Origin of the sequence: Drancourtella massiliensis, from assembly GCF_016900655.1 — a bacterium.
Lineage (GTDB): Bacteria > Bacillota > Clostridia > Lachnospirales > Lachnospiraceae > Sellimonas > Sellimonas catena.
Window position 1 is genome coordinate 18,303 of the sequence record NZ_JACJKH010000028.1, and the last position, 21,503, is coordinate 39,805.

The 21,503-nt window shown below is 45.4% G+C and carries 19 protein-coding genes; 1 reads left to right on the forward strand and 18 read right to left on the reverse strand.

Annotated features, from left to right (window positions below):
* Positions 1–115 precede the first annotated feature (115 nt).
* The 3 genes from H6A32_RS13395 to H6A32_RS13405 form a co-directional block, all read right to left on the reverse strand.
* Positions 116–871 carry an ATP-binding protein gene (locus tag H6A32_RS13395; RefSeq protein WP_204864582.1) on the reverse strand — a complete coding sequence of 252 codons (756 nt, stop codon included), beginning with the start codon at positions 869–871 and terminating at the stop codon, positions 116–118.
* A gap of 169 nt (positions 872–1,040) precedes the next feature.
* A complete protein-coding gene (locus tag H6A32_RS13400; protein ID WP_204864583.1) occupies positions 1,041–3,713 on the reverse strand; it encodes a hypothetical protein in 2,673 nt (890 codons plus the stop codon).
* A gap of 27 nt (positions 3,714–3,740) precedes the next feature.
* A complete protein-coding gene (locus H6A32_RS13405) occupies positions 3,741–5,849 on the reverse strand; it encodes an efflux RND transporter permease subunit (RefSeq protein WP_138373342.1) in 2,109 nt (702 codons plus the stop codon).
* A gap of 167 nt (positions 5,850–6,016) precedes the next feature.
* Between H6A32_RS13405 and H6A32_RS13410 the strand changes: the two genes are divergently transcribed.
* Complete coding sequence (locus H6A32_RS13410; protein ID WP_087169655.1) at positions 6,017–6,625, forward strand: TetR/AcrR family transcriptional regulator; 609 nt, start codon at positions 6,017–6,019, stop codon at positions 6,623–6,625.
* 247 nt (positions 6,626–6,872) lie between these two features.
* On the opposite strand, the gene H6A32_RS13415 is transcribed toward H6A32_RS13410, so the two are convergent.
* The 15 genes from H6A32_RS13415 to H6A32_RS13485 all read right to left on the reverse strand — a co-directional run bounded on the left by H6A32_RS13415 (position 6,873) and on the right by H6A32_RS13485 (position 21,293).
* Positions 6,873–7,652, reverse strand: coding sequence for a hypothetical protein (locus H6A32_RS13415; RefSeq protein ID WP_087255502.1), 780 nt, complete (start codon positions 7,650–7,652; stop codon positions 6,873–6,875).
* A 167-nt stretch (positions 7,653–7,819) separates the two neighbouring features.
* The gene (locus H6A32_RS13420; protein WP_087255505.1) at positions 7,820–8,182 is read right to left on the reverse strand and encodes a hypothetical protein; all 363 of its coding nucleotides are present in this window, start codon (positions 8,180–8,182) and stop codon (positions 7,820–7,822) included.
* 152 nt (positions 8,183–8,334) lie between these two features.
* Positions 8,335–9,000, reverse strand: a complete 666-nt coding sequence (locus tag H6A32_RS13425) for a zf-HC2 domain-containing protein (RefSeq protein WP_087255508.1) — start codon at positions 8,998–9,000, stop codon at positions 8,335–8,337.
* Positions 9,001–9,006: 6 nt separating this feature from the next.
* Positions 9,007–9,177 (reverse strand): sigma factor-like helix-turn-helix DNA-binding protein, encoded by a 171-nt coding sequence (locus H6A32_RS13430; protein ID WP_191434326.1) that lies wholly within the window; start codon positions 9,175–9,177, stop codon positions 9,007–9,009.
* Between the two features lie 62 nt (positions 9,178–9,239).
* Entirely contained in the window at positions 9,240–9,575 is a 336-nt protein-coding gene (locus H6A32_RS13435; RefSeq protein WP_138373345.1) for a hypothetical protein, read from the reverse strand.
* 319 nt (positions 9,576–9,894) lie between these two features.
* Positions 9,895–11,892 carry a beta-galactosidase gene (locus H6A32_RS13440; protein WP_204864584.1) on the reverse strand — a complete coding sequence of 666 codons (1,998 nt, stop codon included), beginning with the start codon at positions 11,890–11,892 and terminating at the stop codon, positions 9,895–9,897.
* Between the two features lie 126 nt (positions 11,893–12,018).
* Positions 12,019–12,684 carry a potassium channel family protein gene (locus H6A32_RS13445; RefSeq protein ID WP_204864585.1) on the reverse strand — a complete coding sequence of 222 codons (666 nt, stop codon included), beginning with the start codon at positions 12,682–12,684 and terminating at the stop codon, positions 12,019–12,021.
* Between the two features lie 20 nt (positions 12,685–12,704).
* Positions 12,705–13,997: a TrkH family potassium uptake protein gene (locus tag H6A32_RS13450; protein WP_330616932.1), complete on the reverse strand. Its 1,293-nt coding sequence runs from the start codon at positions 13,995–13,997 to the stop codon at positions 12,705–12,707.
* A 42-nt stretch (positions 13,998–14,039) separates the two neighbouring features.
* A complete protein-coding gene (locus H6A32_RS13455; RefSeq protein WP_087169068.1) occupies positions 14,040–14,498 on the reverse strand; it encodes a hypothetical protein in 459 nt (152 codons plus the stop codon).
* A 164-nt stretch (positions 14,499–14,662) separates the two neighbouring features.
* Positions 14,663–15,187 carry a nitroreductase family protein gene (locus H6A32_RS13460; protein ID WP_087169067.1) on the reverse strand — a complete coding sequence of 175 codons (525 nt, stop codon included), beginning with the start codon at positions 15,185–15,187 and terminating at the stop codon, positions 14,663–14,665.
* Between the two features lie 24 nt (positions 15,188–15,211).
* Positions 15,212–16,192, reverse strand: a complete 981-nt coding sequence (locus H6A32_RS13465; protein WP_087169066.1) for an electron transfer flavoprotein subunit alpha/FixB family protein — start codon at positions 16,190–16,192, stop codon at positions 15,212–15,214.
* A complete protein-coding gene (locus H6A32_RS13470; RefSeq protein WP_087253780.1) occupies positions 16,192–16,986 on the reverse strand; it encodes an electron transfer flavoprotein subunit beta/FixA family protein in 795 nt (264 codons plus the stop codon). Before H6A32_RS13470 ends, H6A32_RS13465 begins: the two co-directional genes overlap by 1 nt.
* 79 nt (positions 16,987–17,065) lie before the next feature.
* Positions 17,066–18,223 (reverse strand): NAD(P)/FAD-dependent oxidoreductase, encoded by a 1,158-nt coding sequence (locus H6A32_RS13475; protein ID WP_087253783.1) that lies wholly within the window; start codon positions 18,221–18,223, stop codon positions 17,066–17,068.
* Between the two features lie 19 nt (positions 18,224–18,242).
* Positions 18,243–19,490 (reverse strand): Zn-dependent hydrolase, encoded by a 1,248-nt coding sequence (locus H6A32_RS13480; protein ID WP_191434317.1) that lies wholly within the window; start codon positions 19,488–19,490, stop codon positions 18,243–18,245.
* Between the two features lie 138 nt (positions 19,491–19,628).
* The gene (locus tag H6A32_RS13485) at positions 19,629–21,293 is read right to left on the reverse strand and encodes a PucR family transcriptional regulator (RefSeq protein WP_204864587.1); all 1,665 of its coding nucleotides are present in this window, start codon (positions 21,291–21,293) and stop codon (positions 19,629–19,631) included.
* Between the last annotated feature and the right edge of the window lie 210 nt (positions 21,294–21,503).

Consider the following 21,503-nt stretch of genomic DNA (forward strand, 5'->3'; position numbering starts at 1 on the left):
TCATTTTCATTTGCTTCTGGAATATACTCCAGTCCTCACTTTTCACAAAAAGCCTCCGGTTATCAGGATGTCAGATAACCGAAGGCCTTTCTAAATAGACAATGCAATCAGGCAACTAATCTAAAAATACCGGAAGTTTTCCTGCCAGATAAAGTGGAATATTGGTAATTGCACCATCTTTTCGATATTCTCTTTTTGATAGACGTACCGCATGGGTTGGATTTCTTTTTTTTATATAATTTTTAAAAGAAGCCGCTGACTTATCTGTCCCTGCCTTCACCTCAATCGGCACGATTTCCATCCCATGCTGAACAATAAAGTCGATCTCCTCCCGTGAAGTGGAATAGTATCTTGGCTCTACTGAGAACTGCCCTTTCAGCTGTTGCAATACATAGTTTTCTGTCAGCGCACCTTTGAATTGATAATCGGCCTTTAAAAGTATGGCTGAATTGTCCATACCCGCCATATGCTTCAAAAGCCCCGTATCCATAAGGAATAACTTAAATGCATCAAGCCGGTCAAATACCGGAAGAGGATGTTCAGACTGTGAAACATTATAAATCCGGTTTACCATCCCCGCTGATACAAGCCACTCTACTGCCTCTTCAAATTCCCGTGCCCTGGCCCCTTCTTTGACCACACCATATATAAATTTCTCATTCTCTTTTGCAAGCTGTGTCACTATACTCCGAAAGACCATCAAAATGCGGCCACTGTTTATTTTTCCATTGTGTTTAGAAAAATCATTCTCATAAACTGTAATCAGCTCCTCTTGTATCTGGCTGACCTGCCTTGGATCTTTACTTTCCATCCATGCAACAACACATTCGGGCATCCCTCCGATAATCAAATAATAATTGTAAGCCTCCATCAAACGGTTATGAAAAATTTCTTCAATAAATTTTTACACATTTTTCCATACTTTTCTACTCTCATTTTACACATTTTTATCATATTGTTTTCTTTCGTTTCAAAACATAAAAACCATCAGGCATCTCTGACTGATGGTTTTGACATTTCATGAATTTTCCCCTTCTCTGTTATCTGGCCGGTACTGCTTCTGTCTCAATGACAATTTTCACAGTTCCTTCCATCTCTTCCGGTTTTCCGGCAAAAGTATCGTATCTGCACTCTTCGCCTGTGAGCGCCTTGAACCGGTCAGCAATATCCTTAAACTCTGTATCCGTCACTTCCTGAAGTTTGGAAATTCCTTCTTCTTCAAACTGTTTCATTCCATCTGCCAACGTCTTGGCACCGGTGCTCAGTGTATCAATGCCGCTTTGTACCTGACCGCTTGCTGTTTTCAAAGATGCACCTCCGGATACCAGTTTCTGCGTTCCGCTTTTCAGCGTGGCAGCGCCTTCCTTTAGCGCCTGACTGTTTTGAGAAAGTGCAGCAGAACCGGAGGAAAGCCGGCTTCCTAAAGTGTCCAGCCCGTTGGAAAGCTGTGTTGTACCGCCCAGTAAGGTCTGTGCGCCTTTCCGTACCGACGGACTGCTGTCTTTGAGTTTTCCTGCTCCGCTTTTCAATGCTTCATTATATTGTCCAAGACTCTCAAATCCTTGCTGAAGATTCTGAATCCCGGCTGCTCCATTCTGCAAGGCGTCCGATGCTTTTCCCAGTTCAGAAAGACCTCCCGACAGAGTCCCTGCTGCCTGGTACAGTCCCTGCATTCCGCGGTTAAGAATTTCAACCTGCCGTGAAATTTCCTGCATAGATGTTTGTGGAAGTGCGTCCTTCTTCTCTTCCATTTCTTTTAGTCCGTCCTGCAGTCCTGTCATCCGGGAAGAAAGCCTGCCGGATGATGTCACAACTGTCCGGATCTCTGATTCCAGCGATGATGCATTCCGGGACAGTTCTTCCGTATCAATTCCGGAAAAGTCCGGCATTTCTACTGTATCCAATCCGGAAAGATTTTGCAGGTTTTGTGCGGATGTGCGGGCATTCTCCAGGCTTTGCACGGCTGTCTCTATCTGAGCGGCAGCCTCCTCCTGCCCTGCCGCGCGAAGTGCCTGTATCTGCTGATTAAGCCCGGCCTGAGCCGCGGCAATCTGTTCCTCTCCTTCAGCCGCCGCCTTTTTTGCCATCTGTATTTTCCGGTTATTCTCTTCTACCGTCCGGTTGATCTTTGCGACCTGTTCACTGCATCCTTTCTCCAGCAAACCAGCTTTTTCGTTTACCTCATTCAGCAGACCGGCCAGTGTTTGAAGAGATGCCGTAATCTCCGACGCAGGTCCGGCAATCTCCTTTTCAATATCTTTGCCAAGTTCGCCGGCGGCTGAAGTCAGTTCCTGCCCGGTCTTCGTCATTTCATCAACCTGTTCCAGCAGTTTCTGGACGGTCTCTGACTTCAGCGCCTGACTGAGTGTTTCCGTTCCGTCCGCAAGCTCACCGGCGGCCGCAAGAAGGTCTTCCTCTGCGCTTCCTGTTCCGTCCGCGCTCTCACTTAGTATCCGGACGGCCTCCTGTATTCTGGTCAGGCCTTCGGAAAGTGCAGACAGTTGCTTTGCTCCTTCAGCCAGCTTTTCTTCTCCGGCCACATAGGTATTGACTCCATCTGCCAGAGTGTCCGCTCCTTCTGTATACTCTTCGATTCCGGCAAGCAGAGTATTGACTCCGTTCTTATACTCTGTAATAGTAGCGGACAGTTCCCCGTTCTCGCCAAAATACGTCTGAATTCCCGCATTTAATGTGTCCGTACCTGAGGTATATTCTGCGATTCCGGCAGCAAGGGAAGCCGCGCCCGCATCCAGAGCATCGATTCCGCTTTGCATCGTATCGATCCCCTGATCAAATTCTGCATATCTACTTCCCAGCGTGTCAGCTCCTTTGGACAGCTCTTTTGAGCCCTGCACCAGTTCCAGTGCCGCATCTTCCATTTTCGCAAGAGAATCCGACAGTTCATCTAAACTGTCAAAACTATCAGGATCAATTTCGTCCAGTACGTCTGTCAGTCCGACCGTATAAGTCGACGGCATTGAAAAATCTTCCACATCCGCAGAAATTGTCAGCGTATCCGGAATCGTAAGTATTTCTGCCGCCGCCTCTCCTTCTTTCATACCAAGACTTTCTTTCAGCCCCGGCATAGCCACGCCCAGAATGATATTTTTATCCCCGTCATTGATAACTTTCCCGTTGTCAATTCTGACATCGGAACATGTTTTATTTGGAAGGATCAGTCCTGTCACAAGAACAATCGGGCTGAATACTGTTTCTTCCCCGCCCTTTACGCTTACCGTACGCTTTGCGTGATTTTCATATGTAATCCGGATTTCCAGATGGCCGTTTTTCCCATCCAGTTCTTCCGGCGAAATCTCTTTTCCATCCAGGATATACACTGTTTTCATGGAGACCGGAAGTTCCTGTTCTGTTGTCCCCTGATAAAAGATGTCCTCTCCTTTTGCCTGCCATGTAAGCCGGTTTCCATTTTGTGAAACGTTCTCGTCCCCTTTGATGTTTTTGATCCCGTCCAGAATACTTTCGTCAGCGACTGTTCCGGTACTCTGAATCCCTTTCAACTGTTCGGAAACGGTTACCGATTTCTGCTTTCCCGCAGCATCTGCATTAACATAAACCGTTTCCTCCTTACAGACCGCATTATTTCCTGCATTTTCGCTTCCTGCAGCGCACACCGGCACCGCAGACAACACCACCGACATCCCGGCCGCCAGAGACGCAGCCATTTTCTGTTTCCATTTTCTGTTTCTGCTCATCATTCATTTCCTTTCCTTCATTTAAAATCAGGCTGTTTTTTTCTTTCCCGAAAAACCTGCCGCATTCTTCTTTTGTCCAAGAAATCCGATGGACGTTTTGCATACTACACCGTCAAAAATCATAAACATAGCCGGAAGAATGAGAATTACTACACACATGCTGATCAATGCACCTCTTGCCAGCAACGTACAGATCGAGCTGATCATATCAATATTGGAATATGCCGCCACACCGAATGTAGCCGCAAAAAAGCTCAGACCGCTGCTTACGATCGACGGCATGCTCATCCGGTGCGCGATGGAAACCGCCTCTTTTTTATTTTTTCCTCTTCTTCTCTCTTTCTGATATCTGCTTGTCATCAAAATAGCATAATCCACAGTTGCTCCAAGCTGGATTGTACCGATTACAATGCTTGCGACAAACGGAAGGCTCTCTCCCTGAAAATAAGGAACCGCCATATTGACCATAATGGCAGATTCAATCACCGCAACAAGAATGACCGGGAGGGAAATCGATTTAAAGGTCAGCATGATAATGAGAAAAATTGCAGCTATAGACACCAGATTGACCATTTTCAAATCGATATCGGTCACGTCCTGCAAATCCTTCATCAGAGGAGCTTCCCCGATAACCATGGCATCGCTGTCGTAGGCTTTTACGATCCTGTCAATTTGAGCAATCTGTCGGTTTACCGCTTCTGTCGCCGCCCCGTATTCTGAACAGACAAATGCCAGCTCATAGTTCTCGCTTTGCAGCATCTCTTTGACTTCTGACGGAATCATAGATTCCGGAACTGCCGGACCGATCAGGGAATTCATACTGATACTCCACTTCACGCCGTCCACCTCATCAATCTTTTCCATCATCTCCTGTTTTTTCAGGCTGTCCATATGTTTGTCCATCAATACCATGTGCACATTTGCCATATCGAAATCCTTCTCCAGTTTTTCATTCGCAATGTTGCTTGGCAAAGACTCCGGCAGGGACTGAGCGATGTTGTAATAAATTTCTGTACGGCTGTTTCCATACGCCGCCGGAATAATCAGAATAAGAAATACCCCGATCCACACTTTGTAATGTTTTGTGATAAATCCGGAAATCCGGTCCATATTTGTCAGCAGCTGCCGGTGGCTTGTCTTTTCAATTGCTCTATCAAATACAAGTACCAGCGACGGGAGAATGGTTACGCAGCACAATACGCCCATCAAAACGCCTTTTCCCATGACAATTCCAAGATCTCTTCCCAACGCGAAGGTCATGAAGCACAATGCCGCAAATCCCGCAATTGTTGTAACGGAACTTGCGATGACCGACTGGAACGTGTTTGCAATCGCATGTCCCATGGCCCGTTCTTTCTCACCCGGAAAACGTTTTTTATTTTCTTCATAGCTGTGGAGCAGAAAAATAGAATAGTCCATTGTCACCCCAAGCTGCAGTATCGCCGTCAGCGACTGAGTGATATAGGAAATCTCGCCCAGAAAAATATTTGTTCCCATATTGTAGAGAATCGCAAGCCCTATACTCAGCAGAAACAATACCGGAACAAGATACGATCCCGATGTCAGTTCCAGAATGAAAAGGCAGAGCAGCACTGCAATGACAACATAGACCGGCATCTCCTTCAGACAAAGATTTTTGATATCCGTTACAACACCGGTCATTCCGCTGATAAAACACTGCTTATCCGCGGTCTTCCTCATCTGCGTCACTGCATCCATTGCCTCATCCGAGGATGTCGTATTGTCAAAAAGCGCCAGCAGCATTGTAGCATCTCCCCGGAAAAATGCCTCCTCCAAATCATCCGGCAGCATTTCCACCGGAACTGTAATATCCGTTATATCATCGTACCAGAGTACATCTTTCACATGCGGAATCTCTTCAAATGCCTCTTTTAGCTTCTGCACGTCTTTCAGTTCCATATCCTCCGCCACAACCATGGAAAATGCCCCCATGCCGTATTCATCAACCAGAAGATCCTGTCCTTTCACAGTTTCCAGATGCTCCGGAAGATAACTGAGCAAATCATAATTAACCCGTGTTTTTGCCATCCCGATCACCGATGGAACAACAAGGAGGATCCCCAGAATTAAAATCAGTACCTTGTGCCTGGCAATCCATTTGCCGATTTTCACCACCTGTACCAACTCCTTTCACTTGTAAACGTTATTCCTTAAGTATAATCAAAAATGACTATTAGTCAATAATTTTGAAGGAAAAAATGAATTTTAGTCATTTTATTGACTTTTCACGACAAATCTATCATAATGTGTCTAATAGCAAATTGTAAAAAGGAGACATCTGCATGGGAAAGGTAGAAGAAAACAAAAAGCAGAAAAAGGATCTGCTTCTCAAAACAGCCTTCCGTCTGTTTACAGAGAAAGGATTCTCGAAAACAACCATATCTGATATTGTTCAGGAGGCGGGACTTGCAAAAGGAACTTTTTATCTGTATTTTCAGGATAAATATGATCTAAGAAATGAACTGATCGTCTTTAAAGCCGGCCAGCTGTTTGATGATGCACACCGTGCGCTGGAAACATCTCATGCCTCCGGATTTGAGGAGGAACTGCTGTTTATTACAGATTATATCATTGACTGTTTCCGCAGCCAGCACGCATTAATGGAATTTGTTGCCAAAAATCTCTCCTGGGGAATTTTTCAGAATACCGTTTCTGATACAGGATTTTTAACCTCCCAGAAATTTTATGAGCATTTTCTGGAATCAATGCTGAAATACGGAGTTCACTGCGATACCCCGGAACTGATGCTTTTTACTATTATCGAACTTATCGGTTCCACCAGCTATAACTGCATCCTCTACAGTCAGCCGGTTCCGATTGAGGAATATCTTCCTTATCTTCACAGTATTCTCAGGCAGATTATCCGGATATATACGGATGAAAAAATCTGATAGCTTATTCAACAATACCGGAAAATCTGCTTGATCACCCTGGTTTTCCCGGGTAAAACGGCCATTTGCGTTAAAATCTTAATAGACCATTAAGAAAATTTCGTTTTCTTTTATGATCTGCACATATTTTAGACACATTTTCTGGTTATACTAAGAATCAGATAGTTGATAAACAAATCACTATCTCCCCCCTCATAAAGTAAGGCACTTCAAAGTGCCGCACTTTACTCTCATTCCTTTAGATAACTTATAAACAGCGAAACCCGCCAACCTTTAAGGTTAGCGGGTTTTCGCCGTTTATATCTTCACTGGAAGTCAGTCGCAGCACATCTATAAATTCTTCTGCTGTATAAATTCTGTTTTCTTCTAATTGTGTCATGACGTTGTTGGCCGAAATCGGAATCATATATTCTGCGTCTGCTGTCTCGATATAAATTGCATATGTATTATATTGATACAGAACAACTGTTTTTGCATCTTTGATTTCTTTCTGCCCTCTCAGTTCTTCCTGACCGTTTACAAGTGCGTTTAACTCTTCCATATCTGTCAGGACTTCCTGCTTTTCTTCCATTTCTCCATAGGCGACTAATTCAAAACCTCCCTTCTCCTGATAAAACAAGGTCAGGCCGACCAGTTCATTCTGGCTGTTGCTGAGCGGTACCTGTAATACATATTCTTCGGATATATTATCCTTAAACGTGCCATTCTGGTCAAATTCACGAATAACGTGTTCACTTTTTAATGTGTAAACTTCATACGCTTTTTTCGGTTCAAACGCCAGGCCCTCATAGAGTTCCACGGAATTTCCTTCTCCGGTATGTGATGTTGTAAGATTTCTCTGTATTTCAGCAATCATTGTTTCTGATTCGGGCGAGCGAAAAAAGGACTTCATCTGTTTTGCTTCCTTTTTCAGTCCCGGTGCAATTTGGCTTTCAATCGGACTTTTTACCCCTGTCACAACTGTTCCTGCCAATACTGCCAGAAAGATTCCTGCTGCGCATCCGGAAAGTACGGTTTTCTTTAACATAAAAACAGCCCCTCTCGTAAAAGAAACCCCCGAAGTTGCCGCTTCGAGGGTCGTATCTGTTGCTAAAACTTGAACAACTTGTATTTCTGCTCTTTTATCCATTGTACCATACGCACTGTGTAAGTACAATGTTTATCCGCTGCCTTTTCCATTTCCAACCGTAGCTTTTATACTACAATGGCATGTACAATATGTACCACAATCAGAAGGCAGAGCAATACTGAAAGTACTCTGTGGATTTTGATCCAGTTTCTGGTCTTCATCTTGCCTTTGAACGCCGAGAAAATCAGAAGAATCAACAAACAGAGCCATGCCGGCTTTCCGCTCATCATCGCCGGGTTGTTTCCGGAGAGAATTCCGTGGACAAGTGATGTCACAAGGAGGAGAATCCCATAGATCGTGTGGGGCTTTAAAACCGCCTGAAGCATCTGGTGTCCTCTTGCCGCACCGCTTTTCCGAAAGGGTGCCATAATACAGAGGATCAGCAGTATCAATGAAATAACAATCATAATCAGATTTAATATTGTCATAGTACCTCCTGCAAGTCTTTTCTTGGTTAGCAACAACTAACCAAGAGTTTACAATATGTCTACAGGATTGTAAAGTACTTTTTTCGTCTGATCTTTTACTCTATTTCATCTTTTGTCCGCCCTTCTGTTCCCAACGACCGGGCGGACATTCTCTATTCAGAGAATGTCCGTTCCGGATTGTTTGCCAGCGCTTCTTTTGCCAGTTCCTGCATGGAGATTGTTTCTGTCTTATCTTCATACCGGATGGTCAGCACATCATCCTCGTCAATTTTTGTGCTTTTTCCGTTCAGCCCCATCACGGTATTTTTATCAATAAATGTATAGCCATAATAGGCGGATTTCTGATATACCTTTTTCAGCGGATTGCGGTATCCTTCTGTAATCACAATCGTATTTTCCTCGTTTTCATCTGCCTCTACATAGAGGACTGTGTCCTCCTGTGGGGTGAATCTTAATGTTGCAATGCTCCCCGAGGCTTCCACGCTCATCTTGACATCCGAGGAATCCGCAGTCCATGTGCGGCCATAGTACCACGTTCCTACTCCGAAGAGAACCACACAGACCAGTACCGCAGCTCCAGCCGCTGCCGCAATCCTCTGCTTTACCCTCCGGTTCAGCTTTCGGAATGGCCGGATGGCTTTCTTGTTCTTTTCTACAGAAGCCTCTGATGAAAGATCCGCCTGCATTTCCTTCAGATATTCTCTGCATTCTGCACAGCTTTCCAGATGTTCCTCAACCAGTCTGTTGCTCTCCTGGCTTGTCAGTCCATCAATATAACTCGGCAGTAAATCCCTGATTATTTCACAATTTAATTTCATACTTCATCATCCTTTCACAAGTTTTTGTTTCGCCCGATAAAATGTCACTCTGGCCCAGTTTTCGTTTTTCCCGAAGATGTCTCCGATCTCCCGGAAGGAAAAGGCTCCTGTAAGCCTGAGAAGCACAACCTCCTTCGCAGTCTCGTCCAGAATGTGCACTTTCCTGAACAGTTCCATCTTCTCTTCCCTGATAGAGACAGTCTCGGACAGATCTGCGCCGGAGGAGGCAAGCTTTTCATTTAATTCACTGGTGCCTTTCCGCCTGCGCCTCGCCAGTTCCTGATACCAGAGATGTTTCGCGATCTGACACAGCCAGGTGGAAACTTTGCATCTTCCCCCTCACCTCCTTTGTGCCCATATATCCGAAAAAGGATGATTTCGTTACATAGATTTTTCAATTTTATTAAAACATGTGAATGCGTCCTGCCCCCTGCAAGCATTCCTCTACGGTTACAAATCAAGTTTTTAGCTTCAAAACCTGATTTTATTGAAGCTGGTACGGTTAAAAACAAACTTATTGCTCCCTCATCCGTATTTTTTACCTGGTCTCTACGGTTGCAAATTGATTTTTCCATATTACAACCGTATTTTAGGTGCGGTTTGTACGGTCAAAAATATATTTTCTTATATTTAAACCGTATCCCGATCCAATTTACTACGGTTACAAATCCATTTTCTATTATTCGCACCGTATTAGAACTTGCTTTACTACGGATTAAAAAAAGAAATTCCCATTTATAACCGTATTCGGACCTGATATGCTACGGAGAAAATAGAGTTTCTTTCATTTTTAACCGTCCCGGCCATACAGAACCGGCAATGTCCTGTCATGAATCCTGAGCAAATTCCGGAAAATTCGACTTGTTCTGTTGTCGTATATAAAAACGCTTTCATCTACGCTTCCTCCAGTATTTTCACATCCCAGTCCGAAAGACAGATTGGCTCCCCTTTCCGGTATGATTTCCCGGTCAGCAGATCTACGGCATTATCATACGGGCAGAGAATTTCCTGTTCCTCTTCGCTGTAATGCAGCAGATAATGAATCTGTTTCCCTTCCCGGTTCACTCCGCTTCTTACTGTCACCGGCCAGGCCAGTTCCGGGCAGAAGATTCCGGCGGATTTTGCCGCCGTCCGGTACAGCTCCTTGAGTGTTTCTTTGCAGGTCCAGCATCCAAGATAATACGCATGTCCTTCCCCGAACACATGATGCGTCATCCCTGCGTACCGTCCCCAGTATTTATGCTCATAGTCCGCCATGCTTTCGGCTCCCTCCCTTTTCAGAAGCTCTGCAAAGTACCGGACTTCTTTTCCTTTCAGCCGGGTGCGTCCAGGCTCGGTGAACTGATTGTAGCTCATTCCAAAGCATTCGTGCAGAAGATGCGGTGCCTTGTCATGGTACACTCTGAGGTACTCATCCGCCACAAAGGAGCGGAAGGAGCTGACCAGAACGCCTCCCTCTCTGACAAACGTCTCCAGCTTTTTCAGCATCTCCTCCGGCACGCTGTAAAGTGCCGGTGTCACAATCATCTTGTATCTGGACGGATCCAGCGCCCGGACATCCACCACGTCGCACTCCAGATTCATCTCATACAGGCTGTCATACATCCACCTTACGACGTCATTGTAACTGAGGTCCTTATCGATCGGGAACCAGTTCAACGCTGACATCGAATGGTTGTCAATCACAAGGGCAATCTCGTTCTTTTTTTGCAGTCCGTTGATTTTTTCTCCCAGTTTTGACCATTCTTTTCCAATAACAGCGGCTTCTTCATAGACCGGATTCGTGTCCAGATCATGGCTTAAAACTCCCCGCCAGTATGTCTCATATCCGCTGTGAATGGAGTGCCAGTTCCAGTAAAGTGTTCCGGTAGCGCCGGATGCCAGATGGCTGTATGCCTGAAGCCGTAACTGCCCCGGATACGGCGTCCAGTATTTGAATGCCTGGGCCTGACATTCCAGAACGAGATATCCGCTGTCTTTGAGGCTTCGGATCGAATCTCCGCCAAAGGCCGTCTCTGCCCCGGTCAGATCGTCCTGTGTCGGATGGTAAATATCCGTACCTGCAAGGGTCAGCGCTTTTGCCGCCTCGTAATGGTTAATGTCCGGCTGCACCCCGTAGGAATAGCCGTCCTGCGCGATATCGGCCCCGAATTTCTTCCATTCAAAATCCAGATTGTGGGTAATGAACTGATCTTCCCGCTTGTATTCCCGGATCAGATCCGCCTGCCACATCAGATAATCCGCTGCCATCTTTCTCTGAAACGCAGAAAACTCAGAGGCAAGACCGCCGTTGATACAGCCTCTCATGTCGGGGAAATCCTCCCAGTTATGAATCGAGTTGCTCCAGTAGGCAAGTCCGAAGGCCTTGTTCAGATTCTCCGTGGTTTGAAATTTTTCTTCCATGGCCTTTCTGAATGCGGCTTGTATCTCCCTGCCCATATTTCCGTAGTGTTTTGTCTCATTATCAATCTGGAATCCTATTACCGGTCCGGCTCCGGCCGTATGTTCCGCCAGCTTTCGGATAACCCGCTCTGCGTGGCATCGGAAGGTCGGATTGAGGAGATTGAAAATCTGCCTTCTTCCGTAGTAAGACTCTCCCTGTCCGGTTTCTACCAATACACCCGGATCTTTCCTGCAAAGCCATGACGGTACCGCGTAGGTCGGTGTCCCGATAATCACTTTCATTCCGGCTTTACCGGCTTCTTCTATAACCTGGTCGATATAGGAAAAATCAAATACACCATCTTCCGGTTCCAACGTGCTCCATGTAGATTCCGCAATTCTCACCACATTCATTCCCGCTTCTTTCATCATCCGGATATCCTCTTTTACTCTTTCATACGGCATGTATTCCGGATAGTATGCAGCGCCAAACAAGATTTCCTTTTCCATCGTCTGTTTCACTCCTTTCATTCCTGCTTTCTATTATATAGAAATCAGCTCACAATGCACCTCTTTTTTGACTGTTCCGCACATCGAAAAAGGCTCTCCTGTCAGGAGAACCTTTTATCTTATCTGTTAAAGTTGATTTTCAAAAGCATCGATATCTTCGACCTTTCCGATTACAGAAATGATATCGCCTTCTCTGAGAGTGTCTTCCGGGTGGATCTCTATCGTTGTCTTATTCTCTCTTTCCAAAGCGATAATATTCAACTGATAGTGTTTCCGAAGAGCAAGTTTTTCAATACTCTTTCCGCTCGCGCTTCCGGATACACGTACCTGCCGGATCTCTACGCTGTCATCCAGATGGATGAAGTCCAGAAAATTATCGGAAATCAGACGTTTCCCGAGGAAATATGCCATATCCTTTTCCGGATAGACAACCTCTGCACCGATCTTTTTCAAAACCGCTCCCTGTTCTGTACTAAGCGCCTTGGAGATCACTCTTGGTACTCCCATCTCAATGACACTAAGTGTTGTTAATATTCCAACTCCTACATTCGTACCAATGCAGACAATTACCACGTCACAATTCTGGATGCCCGCCTCCCGAAGGCTTTCTTCATTCAGATTGCTTGTCACAAATGCATAATCCGTGTACGGTCTCATTTCTCTTACTTTACTTTCATTTTCGTCAATAACAATGACATCTTTCCCGCCTTTTGCAAGCGTCATGGCAAGCGCCATACCAAAACGTCCCAGCCCGATCACTCCAAAAGTTTTTGCTGATGCTTTCTTTTTCATCTCTATTTTATTCCTTTCTCTTAACCAACTGAAATCTGTTCTTCCGCATACCGGATATTCGGCTCCGGCCGGTTTACCCACATGGTGATCAGGGTCATAGCTCCGAGTCTTCCAATAAACATGACAAGGATAATGATCAATTTCCCCGGATCACTCAAATCCGGCGTAATGCCGGTAGAAAGTCCTACGGTACCAAACGCCGAAATCACTTCAAAAAGGATTTTCATAAAGTCGATATCCGGCTCAATAATGCACATCAAAAATACCGCTACGACCACGACAATTGCAGAAAGCAGTGTGATCGCATACGCCTTGCTGACATTCTGTTTTGAGATGCTTCTCTTAAATGCGCCAACCGCACGTTTTGAAAACATACTCCGGACTGCCTGTGCAAGGGTAAAGAATGTACTCGTCTTGATACCGCCTCCGGTTGATCCCGGAGAAGCACCGATAAACATCAGAACACAGAGGACAAAGAGTCCGGCTGTGCTGAAGCTTCCGATCGGATATGTTGAAAAACCTGCTGTTCTCGCCGAAACACTGTGAAACAACGCACCAAGCCATGTGATGTGCTCGGTCAGCTTTAGCAGGACTGTCCCTACAATAATCAGGACAATACTTGTTGTCAGTACAACTTTTGAATGAAACATAAGCTTCTTGAATTTTCTCTGCTTCAGAATATCCATAATGACAAGGAAACCGATACCGCCAAAGAAAATCAATCCGCAGGTGGTCAGATTCAGCAGGACATTCTCCTGATACGGGATCAGATTTCTCAATCCGCCCAGAATATCAAATCCCGAATTGTTAAACGCCGCAATGGAATGGAATACACTGATTCCAAGGGCATGAAGTGTCGGATAATCCTGACTGAATACGATAAAGCTTAAAATTGCTCCCAAACTTTCAAAAAACAATGTCGTCAGAAGAATCGCTTTTACAAACTTCACAATTCCACTGTAGGTATCCACATTAAGTGCCTCTTTGATCAGTGTCCGGCTCCTGTAGCTGACGCGGTGTCCTACCGCGATCATAACTCCGACTCCGACAGATGTCACTCCAAGACCTCCGATCTGAATCAGCAGTGCTACAACAGCCTGTCCAATCGCAGTAAAATGATCTGCCGTATCAATGGCTATCAGTCCGGTTACACAGACTGCGCTCGTGGATGTAAAGAGTGCGTCCACAAATGTCACTGTCGCCCCGTCCTTCACGGAACATGGAAGCAAAAGCAGCAGAGCTCCAATGAAAATCACAATGGCAAACCCTAATGTGATGACAAGCCCCGGTGACTGACGCTTTATAAAATTCATAAACCGTTCCATGGTTTTCCCTTAATTCCTTTCACGTCTTCCTTATATTTTTGAACTGTCCTGGAACGAAAGCAGAAGCCTCCGTGCGGAAGTTCTTTTCTTGCCGTCCTTGTCTTTCTGCACTGACAGTTCATAAAGGAACCGTGCCATATAAACTACCTGAAGGAGAAGACCTCCCAGATAATGCCGGTTTTCAAAAATCCGGAACAATGCAGCAGCCGACCCGGCCAGAAAGATCGTGGAAAGTGCCAGTCCTCTGGCCGCTTTCTGTTTTCCACTTCTCAGATACTTCCACATAATTCCGGCTTCTTCTCTGTTGGCATCCGAATCAGGATGGCTTTTCTTCTCGTGTGCTGTGAGTGTCTGCTTCTCCGGTTTATTGACAAAAAGATGTCCGGCATACGCCGGATCTTCCGCAATGACAGAATGGAAATCGGTCAGGGTAAACCCTACCAGGATGATACTGCAGACAAGCACTATCACCTTCTTGACCAGATCCATATTCTCCACCGCCTTTCACCTTGATTTCTCTTCTTGTTTATAACGAAATTGTCCTAAACATATCACGAAAAATACCGTTTGTCAACCGCAAAAAACCGCAAAAAAAGCGGGGTGGATTTATACAGTTTTCTGTACAGATCCACCCCACATGACACCGGGTTTTATCAGAATTTTCCGTAGTGAATCTTCTCTGTCGGAAGATCACTTAACTCATAAGGTTTCTTTTCCTCCGCCGGCACTCCGACCGTAAGAATCGCCTGAAGCTTGTAGTTTTCCGGATATCCGAGAATATCCCGTACAAATGCTTCCGTGTCTCTTCCGTCCTCTGCTTTTCTGAGTCTTCCCTGTACCCAGCAGCTGCCAAGTCCCAGTGCATGAGCCATCAGATGCATGTTGCTCATCACTGCGGAGCAGTCCTCGATCCAGACATCTGATGCGTCCTCGTTGCCGACTACCACGATAGCGCAGGCTGCTTCTTTGAGCATCTTCACAGATCCTGCCCGGCAGTCGGACATTTTCTGCAGGACATCTTTATCTGTCACGACGATAAACTCCCATGGACGGATTGCTTTTCCTGACGCGGAAAGCATTCCTGCCTGAAGGATTTTTGTGATGTCTTCCTCAGATACCGGCGCATCGCCATAGCTGCGGATGCTGTGTCTTGTTCTCATTAATTCTAATAATTCCATTTGTCTCACCTCAGTTGTATTGTACTACAGTTTCAGATAATTTTCCAGAACCTCACGGAGATCGGCTACCATTCCATAATCAGCCACTTTGAAGATCGCCGCATTCTCATCGGTATTAACTGCAACAAAAAGTTTGGTATCCTTGATACCCTCTGTGTGCTGGATTGCTCCTGACACACCAAGAGAAATACAGATTTTCGGACGGATTGTCAGTCCGGTCTGACCGATCTGGTGGTCAAACGGAATTGTCTCTGTATCTACCATCGGACGGGTACCGCCGATAGCAGCCCCAATCTTATCCGCAAACTGTTTTACAAGTTCAAAATTATCGTCTTCCAGAGTTCCTCTTCCTCCTACGACAACAATCTCCGCGGAGAGAATGCTGTCTGTAGAATCTTCCTGAGGCAGAATTTCCGCGATCTCAATTCTGGATTCCGGGATCTGAATATCATCCATGTAGACAACTTCCGCGTTTCCTTCTGACTTTTCCGGGATTGTGTAAACACCCGGACGTACTGTCATCATCTGAGGATAGTATCCGTCTCTTGTAACGATGGTAACAAAAACGTTTTCTCCATAAGATGGTTTGTTCTGTTTAATATAGTAGGATCCATCCTCTTTTGTGCCCACCAGCAGCTCTGTACAGTCTGCGGTCAGTCCGCAGTTTAATTTCATCGCTACTCTTGAGAATATGGAACGTCCTGCCGGTGTCGCCGGAATCAGAACAGAAGACGGATCAATCTTTCTGATCATATCAGCAAGTACCTGACTTGCAGCATCATCCTGAAAAAGGATATCATGATCTGTCTTTACAGCGTATATTTTCTCTACGCCAATATTTTTTAATTCTTCAATAATACCGTCGCAGTCCTTTGCCACAACAACCGCGCTGATCTGCTCTTTTGTTGTTTCCTGAATCAGACGTGCCGCGGAGACAAGTTCTGCAGAAGCCGGCTCTAATTTTCCATTATAATTTTCTGCGAAAATACAAATTCCATTAGCCATTATAAATTTCCTTTCTCCTCATCGATCAGGTCTTTCAGTTTCACAGCCAGTTCTTCCGGTGTTCCGGTCAGCATTTCTGCCATTCTTCCTCCTGTCGGTTCGAAGGAATCGATGACTGCTGTCGGAGAACCTTTAATTCCGACCTGGTCCTCCGGAAGATTCAGGTCCGCGTTAGTATAGACAGCAAGCGGTTTGTTCTTTGCCGCTCTTGTACTCCGAAGTGTAGCAAGTCTTGGCACATTGCATCCAAAGTTTACAGACAGTACTGCCGGCAGCGAAGTACGTACAAGGAAACGTTCCCCGTATACTTTTTTCACCGCTTCGATTTTGTCCGGAGCAGCTTCATCATACTTGATGCTTTGAATCTCACAGATGTGAGGAATTCCAAGACATTCCGCAACCATTGCTCCAACCTGACCTGTTGCTCCGTCCGCAGACAGAGCGCCGCCAAGAATCAGATCGAACTGTCCATATTTTTTGATTGCTTCCGCCAGTACTCTTGCTGTCGCAATCGTATCGCCTCCTGCTACTACCCTGTCTGTGATCAGGCAGCTTTCATCGCAGCCGTGTGCCATTGCCTCACGAAGTGCCTTTTCGGCATCCGGAGGGCCCATCGTGAAAACTACAACCTTTCCGCCTGTCTGCTCTTTGAGCATCATGGCTTCTTCGATTGCATTTAAGTCAGCCGGATTGATCATTCCCTCTGCACTTGCACGGATGAGGGCATGTGTCTCCGGATCTACTGATACATTGTTTGAAACAGGTACCTGTTTAATAAGAACCGCTATATCCATGTTTTCCTCCTGAAATTTTCACAGCAGTCCGGCCGCGAAGAAACTTCACTGCCGGACTGCACCAGATTTTTATCTAAAATTAAAGCAGACGTTTGAATGCCCAGTCTTCCAGTAACGGAGTGGACTCGCCGCGCATAATCAGTTTTGCAAGATCACGGCTTGCTGCCGGTGCTTCGATGACACCATTTCCGCCGTAGCCTGTAGCAAGGATGTATCCTTCTACCGGAGTTTCTCCAAGAATCGGAAGGAAATCCTTCGGCTCTGCACGGTAAGACAGCCATGATGATACAAGACCGCTGTCTACGATTCCAGGAACTTTTACTTCAAGCTGATCAAGCAGGAAGTCGATAAAGTAATCGTCTGTTCCGCCTGTTTCCGGAAGTTTGTCCGGATCCCACTGTCCTGCATGCATCGGATTGTTCAGATCCATGGAGAGGTGGGATTTGCAGATAAAGATGTTGTCTCCCGCTCTTAAAGCATAGAATTCCGGATATTTCAGTACCGGGAATGTGTAGCTGAGTTTCTTTCCAGGAGGGCAAAGGAAGAATGCCTCGGCTTTTGTATGCCAGATCGGTACATCCAGACCCACAAGTTCCCCTGTAAATTTGCTCCATGGTCCTGTACAGTCTACAACATAGTCAAATTCATATTCTTCGCCTTCGCTTGTCTTTAATCCTTTGACTTTATTGTCTTTCACAATGACTTCTGTCACTTTTACGCCGGTCTTGATCACTCCGCCGTTTTTCTGCAGTTTCTTTGCATAAGTGTTGGAGATCATGGTTCCGTCAAAGTAGCCGTCATCCTGTGTATATCCGGCTCCAAGAATATTTTCTGTGGAGATGTCCGGAAGAATCTCTTTGATTCTGTCTTTATCTGTGATATATTCACCTGAATATCCTGCTGCTTTTGCAAGTGCGATACCGGTTTTGATTGTTGCTTCTACCTGCTCGTTTGTAGCAACAACGAGTGTGCCGGTCTTGTCAAATCCAGCGGATCCTTTTTCTTCCGCTTCCATTTTCAGATAGGATTCAAATCCGTAAAGTCTTACGTCCCAGTATCTGTTTTTCAGAGAGTCATCAAAAAGACATACTGTTCCTGCGGATTTAGCTGTGGAAGCTCCGCCGATCGTAGCTTTTTCAAATACGATCACTTCCGCGTTGTCATAGAGGCTTAAATGGTAACCTAAACATGTACCAGAAATACCTCCGCCGATGATACCAATTCTTTTTTTCTCCATATCTCTTCTCCTTTCTAAATTAACATGTCATTTCCATGTTGTCTGCTTCCAGAATTGTCTGCAACAGTACGTTGCAGCCTCTTTCGATATCTTCTTCTTTTGTATATTCATACCGTGAATGGCTGATTCCTTTCTCACTTGGAACAAAAATCATACCGGTCGGTACAAATCCTGTCATCAACAGGGAATCATGGAATGCCCCGCTTGGAAGAACCATATATTCGGTTCCGATCTTCTTTGCAGCTGTCTCAACCGCCTGCTTTACCGATTCATGCATCGGCGCCGGTGCGTGATAGGAAATCTGTTCCCAGGAAAGAGTCTCTCCTGCGCAGCTGCACAGTTCTTCCGCGTATTCTTTCAGCTTCATCTCGATCTCTTTCATGACTTCCGCCTTCTGATCCCGAATCTCAAGATGGAAAGTACAGCTTCCCGGAATTACATTGACGGAATTCGGTGTAACCTTGATCGTTCCCACTGTTGCAACGGTATACTGGTTTCCGTATTCCGCTGCTGTCTCCGGTACTTTTGCTATGAACTTCGCAGCCGTTACAAGCGCGTCCTTTCTGTCTTCCATCATTGTGCTTCCGGCATGGTTTGCCTCGCCTGTAATTGTCACTTCATAGCGGCTGACTCCGGCAATCGAAGATACAATTCCTACCGGAATCTGTTTTTTGTACAGTGTTCCTCCCTGTTCTACATGCAGTTCGATGAAGCAGTGAATCGATTCCGGATTTCTTGCCGCATCGGATACATGTTCCACAGACAGGCCGCAGCTTTCAAAAACTTCTTTTCTTGTCCTGCCGTCCATATCCAGATCATCTGCACTGATATCCGGCTTTTCTCCGCACAGAGCGCTGCTTCCCGTAAGTCCGCTTCCAAACCGGAATCCTTCTTCGTCCGCGAACACGATAACCTCCAGCGGATGTTTTAACTGTTTCCCTTCTGCTTTCAATGTCTCACAGACCGCCAGTCCGCCCATGCATCCAACTGCTCCGTCATATTTTCCTCCATCCGGCACCGTGTCCAGATGTGATCCTGTCAGGATCGCCGGAAGCGACGGGTCTGTTCCCTCCAGACGGGCAATCAGATTTCCGGCCTCGTCTGTCCGTGTCGGGATTCCAAGCTTTTCAAACCAGCTTCTGAAAAGCGCCCTTCCTTTTTTGTCCTCTTCGGAGTAAGCCATCCTCGTAAAAGTGCCATCCGGTTTTGCACCGCATTGGTAGATTTCGTTCAGATGTTCCATGACTTTTTTTACATCAACTTCCACGTAATCCCTTCCTTTCTGGCTGTTCCTCATAGTATAGAGTATAGATATTTTTTTAACACTTCGCATCGGCGGATTCTGATAAAAAAAAGACGGCAGTTTATCCAGATTGGATAAACTGCCTAAAAAAGAATTTTTTGACTATATTTTATTGTAGTTTTCTATCATTTTATACACAATAAGGCCTATGCGCACCGCCAGCATTTCGTTGGCATTGTCGAAATCCATGCCTGTAATTCTTGCGATTTTTTCGATTCTGTACGCTGCGGTTTTATAATGTACATAAAGTTCCTGCGCAGTTCTGGAGAGGTTCTGATTATTCTTCAGGTATGATTTTAACGTCGTAATCAGATCCTCCTGCTGCGGCTTCTTATATTGAAGAAGTTTCTGCAGAGATTCCGGTATGTATTCTATCAGATTCTGCAGATTGTCCTGCTCGCACAGCAGCTTGAAAATTCCAAAGTCCGAAAACATCATTACCGAAGAATTTCCGTCTCCCGATATATCGCCCGCAATATCAATAAACGTCAGTGCCTCATCGGCCTCCTTGTACGATTCCGGGAGATTGGCTATTCCTGTAACAATCTTTCCCACTCCTACTCTCACGCACAGATTACGGTTCTGATATTTCATTTCCTCCTGAACCTGACGGACAATGTCCTGCATTTCTTTTCTGTGCTCGGACTGTGTTCTGGAAGAATCCGCTTCCCGGATAGTCACTATCTTATCAAGGTCCCGGTGAATTTTCAGGTCCGGAAACCGGCGTCTTACCGCCTCTTCCAGACAGGTAATATGCATCAGCTTTTCATTCATGTTCTTCTGAGGCTTTCCATCCTGCTTTACACCAAAGACAAGCACCCTGTAGGTTCCGTTTTTGTCCATCTGGAGCAGCCCCGCATTCTTCTCAAGCTCTGTCTCAGATGTTACCTTGCCGTTTAAAATATTGTTAAGGATATCATTTTGAAATTTCTTTTCCAGTTCTTCAACTGCAAACTGTCTGGAGAACTCATACTGAAGGGCAACAATCGCATTTTCAATCGCAATACAGTCCATTTTTGTAAACGGAGGCGTTTTTTCTGTCACCACCAGATACATCTGAATACCGACATTCATCCGTACCCGGATCACATACTGGATATACTCTCCCACCTGTTTCCAGTACTGATAATTGGTCAGTACATCCGGATCGTAATCCTGAAGATTATCAAGTAACTTCAGATTTCCCTTCTCCCCTGACGAGGAAGCATAGCAGGTGAGATTCTGATTATATAATGAGACCGGATTCCGAATCAGCTTTTCCAGCATATCCAGAATTTTCTGAAACTGATTCTCTGATCCACTGTTTCCAAGTGTCAGCGCGGTAAAATTATCATGTGTTGTTTTGAAATATTTAAGAAGCATGACCTCTTCATCAAACAGATGCTCCATGACTATCGCCAGAATCCTCTGGAATGACATCTCAAACGGCACTTCCATGATAGGTATCCTGTTTTTTCGGGCATATTCCTGAAGAAGTTCGATTTTCTTATCCGCATCATCTACCAGCCTGCCTCTTTTTACAATCAGTCCGCTGATTTTCTTTTTTCTGAATTCATAGATATAACTTTTGAACTCTTCAACACTACAGGATTTAAACGCATAAAGTCCGGTTAACAGAAGTTCCCCGCCATTAATAAACTTTACAATGTCCGGTGCTTCGATTATGGTTACCCCTTTGATTTCATTATTCAGCCCCTGCTCTCCGCAGACAATTTTCATCGTTCCGCCTTCTTCCGTACGCAGAAGATCCTCTACTGTAAATCCCATGTTTTCTCATCCGTTTCTTTCTCGTAATACATATAGTATAACATAATGAAAAGACCGTGTCACAGAAAATCCTGTGACACAGCCTCTTTCAAACAAAAGTTATGACCCCCATTTCAAATGGGGGTTTAATTTTCGCCCCTCCAGGGCATAGCACTGGTGCCGCCAGAGGCGGGATTTCGCAAACCATTTTTTCTGGTTGCCCTCCGTTGT

What these genes read in the sequence shown, in the direction of transcription:
- H6A32_RS13395 (WP_204864582.1), bottom strand. Translation starts at nt 871, where the DNA reads ATGGAGGCTTACAATTATTATTTGATTATCGGAGGGATGCCCGAATGT.
- H6A32_RS13400 (WP_204864583.1), bottom strand. Translation starts at nt 3,713, where the DNA reads ATGAGCAGAAACAGAAAATGGAAACAGAAAATGGCTGCGTCTCTGGCG.
- H6A32_RS13410 (WP_087169655.1), top strand. Translation starts at nt 6,017, where the DNA reads ATGGGAAAGGTAGAAGAAAACAAAAAGCAGAAAAAGGATCTGCTTCTC.
- H6A32_RS13415 (WP_087255502.1), bottom strand. Translation starts at nt 7,652, where the DNA reads ATGTTAAAGAAAACCGTACTTTCCGGATGCGCAGCAGGAATCTTTCTG.
- H6A32_RS13420 (WP_087255505.1), bottom strand. Translation starts at nt 8,182, where the DNA reads ATGACAATATTAAATCTGATTATGATTGTTATTTCATTGATACTGCTG.
- H6A32_RS13425 (WP_087255508.1), bottom strand. Translation starts at nt 9,000, where the DNA reads ATGAAATTAAATTGTGAAATAATCAGGGATTTACTGCCGAGTTATATT.
- H6A32_RS13430 (WP_191434326.1), bottom strand. Translation starts at nt 9,177, where the DNA reads ATGGAACTGTTCAGGAAAGTGCACATTCTGGACGAGACTGCGAAGGAG.
- H6A32_RS13435 (WP_138373345.1), bottom strand. Translation starts at nt 9,575, where the DNA reads ATGGAAAAATCAATTTGCAACCGTAGAGACCAGGTAAAAAATACGGAT.
- H6A32_RS13440 (WP_204864584.1), bottom strand. Translation starts at nt 11,892, where the DNA reads ATGGAAAAGGAAATCTTGTTTGGCGCTGCATACTATCCGGAATACATG.
- H6A32_RS13445 (WP_204864585.1), bottom strand. Translation starts at nt 12,684, where the DNA reads ATGAAAAAGAAAGCATCAGCAAAAACTTTTGGAGTGATCGGGCTGGGA.
- H6A32_RS13450 (WP_330616932.1), bottom strand. Translation starts at nt 13,997, where the DNA reads ATGAATTTTATAAAGCGTCAGTCACCGGGGCTTGTCATCACATTAGGG.
- H6A32_RS13455 (WP_087169068.1), bottom strand. Translation starts at nt 14,498, where the DNA reads ATGGATCTGGTCAAGAAGGTGATAGTGCTTGTCTGCAGTATCATCCTG.
- H6A32_RS13460 (WP_087169067.1), bottom strand. Translation starts at nt 15,187, where the DNA reads ATGGAATTATTAGAATTAATGAGAACAAGACACAGCATCCGCAGCTAT.
- H6A32_RS13465 (WP_087169066.1), bottom strand. Translation starts at nt 16,192, where the DNA reads ATGGCTAATGGAATTTGTATTTTCGCAGAAAATTATAATGGAAAATTA.
- H6A32_RS13470 (WP_087253780.1), bottom strand. Translation starts at nt 16,986, where the DNA reads ATGGATATAGCGGTTCTTATTAAACAGGTACCTGTTTCAAACAATGTA.
- H6A32_RS13475 (WP_087253783.1), bottom strand. Translation starts at nt 18,223, where the DNA reads ATGGAGAAAAAAAGAATTGGTATCATCGGCGGAGGTATTTCTGGTACA.
- H6A32_RS13485 (WP_204864587.1), bottom strand. Translation starts at nt 21,293, where the DNA reads ATGGGATTTACAGTAGAGGATCTTCTGCGTACGGAAGAAGGCGGAACG.